Origin of the sequence: Veillonella sp. VA137 (genome assembly GCF_003992015.1) — a bacterium.
Lineage (GTDB): Bacteria > Bacillota > Negativicutes > Veillonellales > Veillonellaceae > F0422.
Genome location: NZ_RQVK01000007.1, coordinates 23272 through 38728 on the forward strand (window position 1 = coordinate 23272; position 15457 = coordinate 38728).

Consider the following 15457-nt stretch of genomic DNA (forward strand, 5'->3'; position numbering starts at 1 on the left):
TAAGAATGAATATTTTAGTGACAGGTGGCGCTGGGTATATTGGTAGCCATACAGTACGTGCCTTATTAGGAGCAGGACATCAAGTGGTGATTGTAGATAATTTATCTCGAGGCCATAAGGAGTCAATTCCTACAGGAGTACCATTCTATGAAATGGATATTACAGACCCTGCATTAGGTGAGGTTCTAGATACCCATAAAATTGATGGTATCATGCACTTTGCAGCACACTCTCAAGTGGGCGAATCCATGGTAAATCCATCAATCTATTATGAAAATAATGTAGTAGGCTCTTATCGCTTAGTAGAAACAGCTCGTAAACATGGCGTGAATCGATTAGTATTCTCCTCTACAGCAGCTGTCTATGGTGAACCAGAAGTAGTACCTATTACAGAAGATGCGAAATGGAATCCTACCAATGTGTATGGTCGCACAAAATTGATGATTGAAGATATGCTTCGTGACTATAGCAAAATTTATGGATTTCAATTTGTAGCGCTGCGTTACTTTAATGCAGCAGGTGCCGATCCATCTGGTGAAATTGGTGAAGATCATACACCAGAAACACATCTAATTCCACTTATTATTGATGCAGCTTTGGGTAAGCGTGAATCCATCACTGTATTTGGTACAGATTATGATACTGCGGATGGTACATGCGTACGTGATTACGTGCATGTAAATGATTTGGCGTCAGCTCATATTCTAGCTATGGAATATCTGTATAATGGTGGAGAATCAGACGTATTTAACTTAGGTTCAGGTAATGGTTTTAGTGTAAATGAAATCGTAGCTGCTACTAAAGAAGTGACAGGTGTAGATTTCCGCGTTGATTACGGTGAACGTCGTGCTGGGGATCCAGGTACATTAATTGCATCTTCAGAAAAGATTCATGCAAAATTAGGCTGGAAACCAGTTCACAGTACAGTACAAGAAGTGATCCGTGATGCTTGGAATTGGCATCAACTACATCCAAAAGGATATTAATCGTATATAGGAGGACATGATGAAAGTATCATCTGTGAAAGACCTCTACAACCAAATAGAAAGATATATACGTACACACGGTCGTCTCGTTTTCGGGGCGACCGTTTTATTGTGCCTAATTTGCTATCTAGGTTGGAAAGAGTCTGTTTGGTCGGAGGTGGAGCAGTTAGAAAGCCCTGTGCAATCCCATCGTGAAAGTAACAGGGCAGAGGGAGGGAAACAGAGAAATACAGATATAGATTCTGTTTCTTCTGAGGCTAGTCCTAGGAAAAAGCATACTGCTCAAAAAGAGAAACCATCTACAATGAAAGAATCATCTACAATGAAAGAATCATCTACAATGAAAGAATCATCTACAAAAGATGGCTTATCAAATGGCACGCTGATATTCCCTATTCGAAATGTATTACGTCCCTATCCATTAGTGGACACATTTTCTAAGGAGATAGTAGGAATTAAGGGGAAAGAGATGCAAGGGCTAGATAGTAGTGGTATAGATATTAAGGAAAAAGAAATACGTATGGGAAGACATACTAGAGAAGGAAATACAGACCATTTGTATCAACCACTAGAGGTAAAAAGAACGTCTAAACATCATGATCGTGTACATCATCAAGCGCCAGTGGTTCATGTGTTAGGTATCGTGTATGGAGATGCTCCAGTGGGAGTATTAGAGATTAATGGAAATATATATACAGTACATGAAGGAGAACAGGCTGAGGGTGTACAGGTTATCACGGTTGGAGAGACAAAGGTTCAGGTTCAAATTAATGGGTCTATTCGTTGGATAGAATAAAAGCTGGGCGGAAAACTTAAATGTAGTAAAAGGTAGAGATATGAAGGGAGAAAATACATATGTGGATTAGAATAGTAAATTATCTTAAAAGAAAGGTAGTAATCCATATCCATAAACCTATCTATCGCTGGGGAATAGCTTATGCGGTGATAATGATAGTTTTAGGGATTACTCCAGCACAGGCGTTACATATTATGGCTAAAGATATGCCTTTACGAACATTGGTACAAACCATAGCTAGGACGGAGAAACTTTCAGTAGTAGGATTAGATACATTAGAGGGGAATGTTACTTTAGATGTACAAGAAAATTCTGGACAAGAGGCCATTACTAAGTTAGGATCACAGTTAGGTTTTTTAGTCTATGAAGAAGGTGGCACCTTCATCGTAGAGGGGCGCCATGAAGAAAAAGAGCGTCGACATGTGCGTCGAATCGTAGCGGAAATAGGAACGCCTGAGGAATTGAGCAATCTTGTTCAGTCCGTAGTGCCTAAAGAACATGTACAAGTGATGCCAAGCACGAATGAAGTCATCTATTACGGGACAGTTCATGAAATTTTAGAAGTAGAAAAATTACTTCGATCTTGGCATACAGCACCGAAGCAGGTTCAGTTAGATGTGGCGGTATTGGCTATGGAAAAAGGCTATGCAAAAGAACTAGGTGTACAATGGTCATTTCCTGGATTACAAAGTTCAGGGCTTTCCATGAACGGGAAATCTGAATCAGCTATGGAAGGAAATGTTTATATCGGTCATATGCCTAAGAGTACATCGTATTCGTTTTTAGCGCACCCTACAGTCTCTGCTAAAGAAGGAAGTAGTCGTATGGCATTGATTGCAAGACCTAGTATTGTAGCTCTTAATGGAGAGGAAGCAAGCATTCTTATTGGTGAACGCGTGCCGGTGACAGTAGAATCTATCCAAAATGGTGTCACTAGAACTAGTATTCGTTATGAAGAGGCTGGTATACGACTGCGATGTAAGCCCTCTGTACTACAGGGAAATCATATTGATACCATTGTGGAAGCAGAAGTGAGTAACCCTACCTTAGTACCTGAAATGAAAGCTTATCGAATTACCACACGGCAAGCAAAAACAAGAGTGCGCATACCTGATGGAGAAACATTAGTCATTGGTGGATTGATGGATCGACGTACTATGCGTCAATGGCAAAAGGTACCTATCTTGGGAGATATTCCTCTTCTTGGGAAACTATTTCAACATAGTCGTAAAACAAAAGATGAAGTAGAATTATATATTTTAGTGACGGCTAAGGTAATTCAATAAATAAAAAGTTAAAATACTATATATACTTATTCTCTATTCCAATATACCTTATCAATATGATAAGATAAAAATATAGAACATATCGGGTTTTATAGGTATGGTCGTTATGTAATAGAGGTATAGATATGAGAAAAGAAAGAAAAGAACTCTTAACGTTATGGATTACATTGTCTTTGCAATTAGGAACCTATGCAGCACAGGGCATTGTCAGTCAAGAGGTAATGGTGGACAATAGTCAGGCTGTCCCAGTTATACAGATTACCAATCCAGTACATGGTGTATCCCATAATCGGTATGAGTCCTTTTCTACAGATACGGGGGCTATCTTTAACAACGCCACTACACCAACGGTTAGCACCCAGATTGGTCCTGTAAATGCAAACCCTAACTTACGAGAGTCTGCGAGCCTTATTGTCAACGAAGTAGTAGGGACTTCTACATCACAGTTAGCAGGAGCTTTTGAAGTAGCAGGACAGCCTGCGGATGTGGTTATTGCCAATCCGAACGGGATTTCTGTCAAAGGGGTTCATTTTATCAACACCCCAAAAGCCACACTTACTACAGGTGTCCCACACATGGTAGATGGTCGGTTAGAAAATTTTGTTATTGAGAAAGGAAATATTGATGTCACAGGAGGTATCAATGCACCTACAGAACAAAGTGGCTCTAATGTATATACCCCTATTTCAAAGGTGGATTTGTTAGCAAGGACTATACGTATCAATGCAGATGTGGTGGCACAAGATTCTATTCGAGCTATCACAGGACGTAATACAGTGAACTATGCGGATGGAACTGTAACAGCTAGGGAATCTGGTGAAAGTACCCCCACAGGTGTTGCCTTAGATGTAGGGGCTCTTGGTGGTATGTATGGAAATACCATTTCTTTAATCGGTACAGAATCTGGAGTAGGTGTTAATATCAGTGGCTCCATTGATGCCATAGCAGGGAGCCTACACATTGACACAGCAGGCAATCTCACCATCGAACAAGGTGGTTCACAGCAAGAGCCTACTAGCATTCATAGTGCTAAAGAATTGGAAATTCGTAGCCAAGACTTTCATAATCGTGGCACCCTTGTGAGTGATGAAACAGTGACAATACAAAGCGGTACTCTGACCAACGATGGAAACCTACAAGGAAAACAGATTGAGGCCAATGTTACTAATCTACGTGGACAGGGAGTGATTTCCAGCGCAGATAATCTAACTATCCAAGGTACAGACTCTATTGTGTATCAAGGAGGCATGCGCTCTCAGTCTGGGGATATCACTGTACGTGGGAAACAGGTAGAAGTAGATCGAAACCATATACAAGTAGTATCAAAAGATAAGTTGCATATAGAATCGCAAACACCTACACCGGAAACACCTGTAGATATCCTAAAACCAACACTAGAGAATCCTTTACATACACCGACTATACAACCTATCCCACACATACCTAGCAAGGTTGTGGTAGAGGATACACAAGAAGAGTTACCCATTACTGTAGATGTAAATGCTCCTAAGAATCGTCAACCGATCCTAGATACGACGAGGAATGGGATAGATATTCTACACATTGCCGGTGTTGATGGAAACGGTGTTTCTCACAATGCATATACACAGTTTAATGTGAAAGAGAGAGGTCTTATTCTCAATAATGCCACGAAATACACAAAGACTCAATTAGCTGGGTATATAGATAAAAATATGTTTCTAGCTGGGAATGGTGCTAAGACAATCATCAATGAGGTCACTTCTACGAGTCCATCTATTTTGAAGGGATATATAGAAGTGGCAGGAAATCCAGCAGATGTAGTCATTGTGAATCCTAATGGTATGACCGTCAATGGATTAGGCGTGATCAATGGCGCTCATATGACCTTGCAAGGAAAATCTTATATAGACATCGTAGGCAAAGGCTATGGGGGACAGCAGATGGATAGTACTTTCATCAGTGACAATTTACGTAACCGCCGCAGTGAACTATGGGGCCATCACCTTCGTATTGACACAGAAAACCTAGAGAACACAGGTAACATAGCGGCACATACAATGCATATATCTGCTAACACTATGCACAATGCAGGCTTTGTTGAAAGTAAAGACACTCTCCAATTGACTGGAAACGAGCTTGTACAACATAAGGGCATTATGAAGGCGAATCAGACTGTCCATATTTCGGCTAACCATATCCTGAATAGCAACTCCTCTGTGTTAGAAGCTGGTGGCAGTTTACATATCACGGGAGATACGTTACAAAATGATGCATCCCATGTAGTCAGTCATGGTATGATGCACGTAACTGTGGGCAACTTAGAAAACATAAACACAGGGGCTATCATTGCAGAAGATACCTTGCAGATACAAGGAGATACGTTTGCCAATACGAAAGGCATTCTCTTTGCAAAAAACGATACAGAGATAGATATGAAAGAGAATGTGACGAACACCAGTGGATTGTGGCATGTACTAGGTAATTTGCGTGCGCAAGGTCGCCACATTCGGAATATCAACAGCAAAGGTTCTTACTTTGGTTCAGATATGTATGTGGGTGGTAACGCCTATGTACTGGGAAAAGAGAGCTTTGAAAATAGGTCCTCAGATGTCATTGTCAAAGGTGATCTCACTATCAAAGCCCCTAAGATACAAAATCATAAGGATGTGTTTAAGACAGGGTGGACCATTTCAGAAGAAGATAAGTATGAGGGCATACCGCATCTAGACCAGCCAAACTATTATGAGGCAGATAGAAAATACCATAGAACGATTCATACAGGCACCATAGAAGAGGAAACCGCTACATCTAGAATACTGAGCGATGGTACCATCCATATTACAGGAAAAACTGTTCAAAATACACACAGTCAGATAATGGCTAAGGACGGCTTACAGATTACGGCAGATTCTGTTACTAACACAGGATATCAAGGGACGGTTCATTATGATGATATAGGCCGAGATAGACATTACTGGAAGTATAAACAGAAAAAACGTTGGTGGAAACGTAAAAAGTGGGTCTATGGACATACAGATATTCCCTATGAACATCATATAATCTTTGATGCTGAAAGTAGCCCATCCAGTGAACGTATTGCTGTATTAGGCAGTCACGGAACTACGAGGATCCAGTCTAATGCATTTACCAATACAACACTTGAGGCAGATGGAACAGCTTATGCAGTGCGAGATAAAAAAGTTGAAACTGCAGTGGCACCTACAGATATTTCCAAATTAGTGACCCCAGTGTTGGAACCATCAAAACAACTCTACATGACGACGGATCCCCTTGCCGTAGCTAAGGTAGAAGATAACCCTTTATATACAGATAAAAAGCAATTTTTGTCTAGTGACTATATGGTCGCTAGATTACAAGCAGACCCAGAACGAGTGTACAATCGATTGCGCCATGGATATGAAGATCAAGAAATAGCGAAAGAAGAACTCCATCAAAGTGGTCATACCCTTACGAAATATACAGATCATGATCAGTCCTTACTTTCAGGTATACCTAACAGTATGTTACAACCTGGAGATTTGCGCAAAGATGGTAGTATAGTTTTGGGTAAAGATGTGCAGGTAATAAGCCAAAAAGTAGATAATACGGGTAGCATACAAGCAGAGGGCTCTCTGTCCATTACAGGTAATTATGTTCATAACCTCAGTGGGTCTATGAATGGTAATCTAGTTTCTATACGCACAGATATGTTAGAAAATATTTCTGGTCGTATACATGGTAAAGATGGTGTTCACATAGAAGGAAAAGATATCCGGAATGAAACGCAGATAACCACTAATACTTCGTTGGGACATCGACAAGATACAGCGCATGGAAATGCTAGTATCACTAGTGATGGCGGCATCCATATCCAAGGGGATTCCATACGTTCTGTAGGTGCTACTATACAGGGAAATAGTACGGTGAATCTCGCAGGGAAAGATATACAAATCTCTGCTCGTGCCTTACAAAATCGCTACATAGGTAGTGGAGTGACCTTAGACTCTACTAAGAACCTAGGAAGTACCGTACAAGGACATACGGTACAAGTCCAAGGGGGAGAAATCACCTTGCAAGGCTCCCGTATGATGGGACACGCAGTGGATCTTAGAGGGAAGTCTCTACTCCTTACGAATGTAACAGATAGAACTGTATCAGATGTAGCAGTGGGTGCTAGAGGTAGTGACTATTTCAACCGTAAGATGGTTATAGAAGAACAGAATCTAGGAGCGACCATTGAAGGCGAGACTGGTGTTAAGGTGCGTATGGATAACAATGTATCCATGAAAGGAAGCACTATACATAGTAAAACGGGTCTTGTAGATGTACAAGCAGGTCGAGTCTCTATTGCACATGGTACTGAGCGTCATGAAACACTATCTGAAATCCATCAAAAAGATAGAGGGTTCTTATCGTCTACCACACGTGATGTCTACGACCATAAACGTACAGATACAGTCGTAGGCTCTACGATTTCCAGTGGTACTGTTAAGGTAGATGGTAAGCAAGACGTACTAGTTAAAGCCAGCCATATAGTGGGGGATGCAGATGTTACGGTTACAAGTGAAGGCAATTTGACCATTACATCAGCACAGGAAGAATCTGGTGCCACTCATCGTGAGGAAGTACGTAAATCGGGTATCTTTGGTAATGGCGGTCTTAGCCTTACTATTGGAAAACAAAGACAAACAGATACCTATGATGCTACGAGTAGTGTAGCCAAAGGCAGCGTGATTGGAAGTCGCTTTGGTTCTGTCACATTAGGTGCTACAGGATCTACACAAATAGAAGCTAGTGATGTAGCATCTAAAGGGGATATTCAGGTTCAAGGCTCTGGTGTGACAATACGCAATGGTTATACCACATCCCATACAGAAGAAACACATAGATTTTCTAAAAGTGGGCTTACTCTCTCATTGTCGAATCGCTTAGTAGATACTACAACCAATGCAGTAGGTACACTCACACGAGCAAACTCTGTAAAAGACGAACGATTGAAAGCTCTATTAGCCTACAAAACCTATGACGATGCTAAGACATCTATAGAAAAATCTAAACTGAAAGACCAAGCCAAGAGTTTACACCTCAATCTATCTTTAGGCACAGAAAGAAGTGAAGCCTCTACGAATGTAGATAGTAAGATAGCAAAAGCATCGACCGTTGTATCCGATGGACATATTCGTGTTACCACTAAGAAGGATGATATCCGCATAGAAGGAAGCGATGTACAAGGCAAGGACATTACTTTAGACTCTGCGAACGGTATCTATGTGAAAGGCAAAGAAACAACCTCTAAGATGTCACAGAGTATGAAACAGAAGCAAGGATCTCTAGGTATTTCCTATGACCTTTTACAACATCGATTCTCCGATATATCCGTCAATGCCAGTGGCAGTAAAGGTAGTATAGCCGGTACAGACATAGTCCATGATCCTACAAAGATAATAGCAACGAATACCCTTGGAGTGAACACAAAACAGGATGTACACATCAAAGATGGTGTTCTTAAAGGGGAGGCTATCCAAGCAAATATTGGTGGAAATTTAGAGATTCACTCTGTACAAGATACACATGACTATACAGACCATACTACATCTGGTGGCATGGGACTTAGCCTATCTAAGAAAGGTGCATTCAAATCGTTACAAAGCTCCTTGCAACGGACTGATATAGATAGCAAATACACCTCTGTGATTCACCAATCTGGACTCTATGCAGGGAGTACAGGATTCAACATATCCGTAGGCAATACGACCACATTAGAAGGGGCCCTGTTATCTAGTAAAACAGATAGGAACATACTGAAAACAAAACAGTTAGTTATGAAGGATATGGAGAATAGGGCGAAATATAGTGTAACAGGGCATACTTATTTGGGTAAGATAAGTAATAGAATTAATATAGGTAATAAAGCCAATAATAAAATAGATTTTCAATATACTGGCATTCACTTGCCCCCTATAAGTGATGGCATTTCCAATAGAACAAAAACAATTATCGCAAAAGGTAGTATTGTATCAGAAGAGATTAATGTATCCTTAAAAAATGAAAATAGCAACATAGAGGATAATATATATCCACTACCTCAGATTTTTGAAAAGAAAAAAGTTATAGAAAAGTCTGATTATATAGGGAGTATATCAAGTAAAATCTTTACCTTAATTGGTGATATGGCTTATAAAAAACAAAAAAACTTGTTGCAAAAAAAGTTAGAAGCTGAAAAGAGTGGAAATAATTCACTAGCAAATAAACTTGAAAGTAATTATCATAAATGGGGAGATGGAGGTTTATATAAGGTTATTGCTCACGGTATAGCGAGTGGATTTCTCAGCTCATTGAGCGGATATAATATGCTTCAAGGAGGATTTTATGGCTCTATAAATGAGTATAGTAAAAAGCTTCCATCAAATGTATCAAAGGGGCTTTATTCTATATCAAATTTTATAGCAGAAAAGTCGAAAAATCCCTATTACTCGTTAAAAACTTATGCAGATAAATTTAACTGGTTAACACATGAAGAGCAACAAGCATTTTTGAGACAACTTATGGAAGCAGAGAGTGAGAAAAGACGTGCTGAAATAATTGGAATGTATTTTGCTATTAGTAATTATAGGGTTCAACATGGTATTGGTACAGAAGATGAAAAAGATGAAATAATAGATGGTTCTGTAGCCGATAGTATATATACATGGACAAATCCTGAATATTTTAAAAAAGGTCTCAATTATACATTAGCGAAAATGACTGAGCGTAGCCCAGTAAGTGTGCAGTTTTCTAATGATGTTAGAAGGGATATTGAAGCAGGGATTCTATACTCGTCAAAAAATTCATATTTAAATGATGGCGATATTTATGCTGATAGAAGAAATCGAGTAGTAACATCATACGACGGTAATAACTATGTATATATTAATGGAGAGTTTTTGTTTACTAATAGAAATTCTGACTATACTTATAATCAATTTGGAGATTTTTTGGCTGATCATGGATGGAATGTTCAAAGAACGGAGTGGGATGGTGAAGAGGTCAACTATGTTACTTACAATGGAAGAGCTTTTGCTGCTAATCGTCAACCTACGAGTCCTATTTTAACCAAAACAATAGAAACTCTTGCAGGTTCAATAAAAGGATATGATGATGTTGTAGCCTATGGAGTAGGTCATGCTGTAGCTGAAAATGCACTTGGAATTAAACCAATTTCATCGAATAGTACAGAATACCAAGCTGGCAAAGTTATAGGAAATATAGTTGGAGGAGTACAAGGTGGATTTGAAGTAGCTAGTGGTTTATATAAATCTAGTGTAGGATCTATTGGTAATTTAAACTATGGAAGCGCAGTGTTAGGATTTAGTAGTGAAGGTATTGTTTCTACTACACACGGTTTACTTTCATTAAAGAAATTTTCTGGAGAGATAAATCATAATCTTAATACATTATTTATGAAACGGAGTACGAATAGTAAAAATGGTGGAATAGATTCATCACAACCTAGCGATTCAAGAGCTCAAGAGTTTGAAAAATCGATTTCTAAAATGCCAGTAAATGAAAGAATAGGAACAGTACTTGCTAAGTTAAAAGGAATTGCTTCAGATTATGGATGGGAAAAAGTAGGAAGGTCATTAGATGGTAGAATAGTATATAAAGATAATAATGGATTTTATTATACAATAGATACAATGCACGGCAGATTTGAAAAGTTTGATAGAAATATGAAACATATTGATGAGGTAAATATCGATTTAATTCCACAAAACAAACAAAAGAAAAATCGGGTTTTAAAAATTCGATGAGGTATTATAATGAAAAATAAGGATTCCTTTAATCAATGCATTATAAGTAAGAAAGAAATAATGAATCAAACAGAAAATTATAAGTCGTTTGATTTTTTATATTCAGACTGTAAACTTAAAAATCATATAGTAAATAGTTTCGGTCCAGAACTACTTATACAATATGGGCGCCCAAAATTAACTCTTAATGATTGTGATACATTTGTGACAACTATGAAGGTTAAGGTTTATCCTAAGTCCCCATGTTATGAAATTTATTATGAATATGAGGTGATTTTAAGTAATCGTGAAAAGTATGGTATATTTTTTAATAGCCTTAGTTTATATGCAATAACTATGAAGGATGTTTTTTATGATTATTTAAAGGAAAGACAATATATTGAAGAATTATTGAAATTAAATGGTTATAGTAATATTTCTACTGTTGATATACATCAAAGGATTCCTTTAGTGCCCATGGATGAATCAAGGTCAGGTGAGGAATTTTTAGGATGCCAACACTACTTGGGATATATATTGTGTTACGGTGAGGAACTTGGTGATTCTAACGGTAAAATTGCAAAGGATATTGATCAATCTTTAACTAATATTGCAGAAGAAATCATACATTTAGTAAAACACAGTAAATTTATAGACGAGGAGTATGTTGTGGATGAATGTATTCCTAGATGTATGCATTCTCAAGCAATTGAAGAGTTAGATTCCCTATGTAAAAAATATGGAGGGAGTAGACTACCAGATAAAGAACAAAGTTATGTATGGCATATAGGTACCTATTGTACTAATGAAGGAGATATTCAAGTTGTTTCAGCAATATATATATATGTATCGTTGTATATAAAAACGTTTTATATACAGGTACAACAAATAATAACTGTTAGGGACAATGAATTTAATATAATAACTATTAAAAGGAATGTTTTTGGTGACGATGCAGAGGTGTTATTTGATTTCACCACAAAGATGTATTATGAAGCTATAGGTACATTGGAGCGTCTAGGATATGAAAGACAACAAGAAATAAATTATAAGGTATATATAGAAGTGGTTGGAGAAGAAATGAAAAAAGAGGTAGAGATAGGGGAATTGCTATTTGGTCTCCAACGCAATGAATATTCTTGTGTTGATACAATAATCAAGTCTAAAGGATAGGTATTGATTAAAAGATACTAATTTTACTAGTTTTATTACTGTAGAATTAAATAAACGTGTTATAAATCAGGAAAAAGAAGCTTTAATTCAATTTCAAAAAGAATCTAAAGCTACCCATCGTGAGGAAGTACGTAAATCTAGTGTTTTTGGTAATGGCGGTCTTAGCCTTACCATTGGTACACAAAAACAAGCAGATACCTATGATGCTAAGAGCAGTGTAACCAAAGGCAGCGTGATTGGAAGTCGCTTTGGTTCTGTCACCTTAGGTGCTACAGGATCTACACAAATAGAAGCTAGTGATGTAGCATCTAAAGGGGATATTCAGGTTCAAGGCTCTGGCGTGACAATTCGCAATGGTTATACCACATCCCATACAGAAGAAACACATAGATTTTCTAAAAGTGGGCTTACTCTCTCATTGTCGAATCGCTTAGTAGATACTACAACCAATGCAGTAGGTACACTCACACGAGCAAACTCTGTAAAAGACGAACGATTGAAAGCTCTATTAGCCTACAAAACCTATGACGATGCTAAGACATCTATAGAAAAATCTAAACTGAAAGACCAAGCCAAGAGTTTACACCTCAATCTATCTTTAGGCACAGAACGAAGCGAAGCTTCTACGAATGTAGATAGTAAGATAGCAAAAGGATCGACCGTTGTATCCGATGGACATATTCGTATTACCACTAAGAAGGACGATCTTCGCATAGAAGGAAGTGATGTACAAGGCAAGGATATTACCTTAGAGTCGGCGAATAGTATCTATGTGAAGGGCAAAGAAACGACCTCTAAGATGACACAGAGTATGAAACAGAAACAAGCCTCTCTAGGTGTTTCCTATGATCTTTTACAACATCGATTCTTTGATATATCCGTCAATGCTAGTGGCAGTAAAGGCAATATAGTAGGGACAGACATAGTCCATGACCCTACGAAGATAACTGCAACGAATACCCTTGGAGTGAAAACAAAACAGGATTTACACATCAAAGATGGTGTTCTTAAAGGAGAGGCTATCCAAGCAAATGTTGGTGGAAATTTAGAGATTCACTCTGTACAAGATACACATGATTATACAGATCATACTACATCAGGTGGTATGGGACTTAGCCTATCCAAGAAAGGTGGATTTAACTCGTTACAAGGTTCCTTGCAACAGACTGACATAGACAGTACATATACCTCTGTGATTCATCCATCTGGAATGTTTGCAGGAAGTACAGGATTCAACATATCCGTAGGCAATACGACTACATTAGAAGGAGCCTTACTAGCTAGTAAAACAGATGCGAATGCACTGAAAACAAAATATCTAGTTATGAAGGATATGGAGAATAGGGCGAAGTATACCTATGGGTCTAAAGGAGTGTCGTACCTAGCGGATCCAACGATTGGAAAAAGCAGTAAGCAATACAACGAACTTGGATTGATACCTACGATTATGCCTGGGGAACGTGGCAAGGCAAATAGCACAACCTATTCAGCAATCGCTAAAGGAGTGCTAGATGTTGAACATCCTGAGGTGAATCTCAATACCATTCGTAGAAATACGGAAGATTCACTACATACATTAAGCACTATTTTTGATAGGCAAGGTATTGCAGAACGACAAGAAACAGCTAAACTATTCAGCAAGTATATGAATGAAGCAATCCATAGATTTGGTGAAATGAGAGATGCAAGAGGACAACGAATCTATGAAGATGGTTCATCTGAAAAGGTCGCATTGCACGCTCTATCTGGTGCCATTACATCAGCTATTGTAAAAGGAAATCCTACAACTGGTGCCATATCTGGTGGCCTCAATGAAGCATTGATACAATCTATAAGCAAACTAGCGAAGGATCACCCAGCAAGAGCACAACTACTATCTGCTAGCCTTGGCTATACCGTAGATAAGCTATTAGGTGGAGACGGATTAGGAGGTGCTAGCATTGCACAAGCTGGAACGAAGTGGAATCGTTATGGACCTCGTAGAAGATTTAATGGAGAAGTCACAGTACAGTTAGCAGGCGTACTACAAACTAAAGTAGCTAATAAGGAGCCTATAGATTTTCAAGATGTTAAAAATGTAAAATTTAGTATGCTAAATAATTGGGAAGAGGAAGAAGTCTCGATTGAAGATTTACCACATCAATATGTCGTATGGGTAGCCGACAAAAATGGTTTTGGACAAGATTACGTAGTCGATAAAGTTAAAAAAAGGTTAATCCCAATATATGGAGATTTTAAAACCCAGTATATTAGTGTAAATAATAAAAAGAATATTATTTTTACAGGGGATGATGCTATATTAAAAAATGAATTGCATCTATATCCAACCGATGAAAAAAGTGTACCTTTAGGTTACATTATTCAGAATAAACATATTAGAGAGTTTTTTGGTGGTTTTAGAGAAGGCTTTGGAGATGCTTTAGAAAGTGATATAGAAGGGCAAAAAGAGTTTTTAGAAGAATTAATGTTTAATCCACTTGGCGTGATACATGATATGCAAAAATTAGTGGAAAATTTAAGTCAGGTTTCTAATTTGCAACACTATAGAGAACAATTGTCGCAGATAACTAATGAAATGTATCAGATTGCATTGAGCGATGATAATAAGAGAAAAGGAGTCTTGTTAGGTCAAGCAACGGAAATAGTAGCAAGTATTATATTAAGCCCAGATAAAATAAAAATATCAAAGGTTAATTTTTTGAATAAAGTACATAAGATAATGGAATTTACACCTCAACGCATTAAGTTTGAGCAAGCATTTGAAGCTGCTGTTGCTATGGGGAAAATTGTTGATGAAGAAGAAACTCTTATTAAGGTAAATAAAATAAATGCTATTGAAAATAAAGCAGAAGTAATTGGAAAAGAATCTAAATTGACAGCTAAGGATGCAAAAGCTAATAAAAGCATAGAATCAAATAAAAAAGCATCCCCTAAACAATCTACTACTGAAACGGCAAGTCCTACTACAAACACAACAAAATTAGCTGATAGTCCAGATATTTATCGAAATGGTGAGCAATATAAACCGGGAGTGAAAACAAGAGAATTAAAAGAGAATATTGTATATGAGAGCAAAGGGTATTATTACCAAACGGATGAATTAGGTCGTATAAAGGCTGCCCAAGGTGATTTGCGATTAGAAGATGGTGTACGAAATAACGGAGATCAATTAAAAGCAGGTGGTGATGACCGATTACGAGGGGACCATGGTGGACATCTGATAGCTAGAATCTTTGGAGGTTCAGGAGAATTAGATAATCTAGTTGCCATGGATGCAATTGTGAATAGAAGTGATTATAAAACTATGGAAAATCGATGGAAGAATGCATTACAAGAGGGTAAGGAGGTGAAGGTAACGATAGATATAGTATATGATGGAGCAAATAAAAGACCAAAAGAATTTAATATAAATTATATTATCGATAATAATGATGATACATTAACGATTGCAAATGGAGGTTAAGA

The 15457-nt window shown here is 37.9% G+C and carries 6 protein-coding genes; all 6 read left to right on the top strand.

Going from position 1 to position 15457, the window contains the following annotated elements; all coding sequences use genetic code 11:
- Positions 1-5: 5 nt before the first annotated feature.
- The 6 genes from galE to EO116_RS04645 all read left to right on the top strand — a co-directional run bounded on the left by galE (position 6) and on the right by EO116_RS04645 (position 15455).
- Complete coding sequence (gene galE / locus EO116_RS04620; protein ID WP_127160843.1) at positions 6-986, top strand: UDP-glucose 4-epimerase GalE; 981 nt, start codon at positions 6-8, stop codon at positions 984-986.
- Positions 987-1005: 19 nt separating this feature from the next.
- Positions 1006-1782, top strand: a complete 777-nt coding sequence (locus EO116_RS04625) for a hypothetical protein (RefSeq protein WP_127160844.1) — start codon at positions 1006-1008, stop codon at positions 1780-1782.
- Positions 1783-1934: 152 nt separating this feature from the next.
- Positions 1935-3068, top strand: a complete 1134-nt coding sequence (locus EO116_RS04630; RefSeq protein ID WP_164726073.1) for a type II secretion system protein GspD — start codon at positions 1935-1937, stop codon at positions 3066-3068.
- 125 nt (positions 3069-3193) lie between these two features.
- Positions 3194-10840: a filamentous hemagglutinin N-terminal domain-containing protein gene (locus tag EO116_RS04635; protein ID WP_127160846.1), complete on the top strand. Its 7647-nt coding sequence runs from the start codon at positions 3194-3196 to the stop codon at positions 10838-10840.
- Positions 10841-10849: 9 nt separating this feature from the next.
- Positions 10850-11992 carry a hypothetical protein gene (locus tag EO116_RS04640; protein ID WP_127160847.1) on the top strand — a complete coding sequence of 381 codons (1143 nt, stop codon included), beginning with the start codon at positions 10850-10852 and terminating at the stop codon, positions 11990-11992.
- 232 nt (positions 11993-12224) lie between these two features.
- A complete protein-coding gene (locus tag EO116_RS04645; protein ID WP_127160848.1) occupies positions 12225-15455 on the top strand; it encodes a DNA/RNA non-specific endonuclease in 3231 nt (1076 codons plus the stop codon).
- Positions 15456-15457 lie beyond the last annotated feature (2 nt).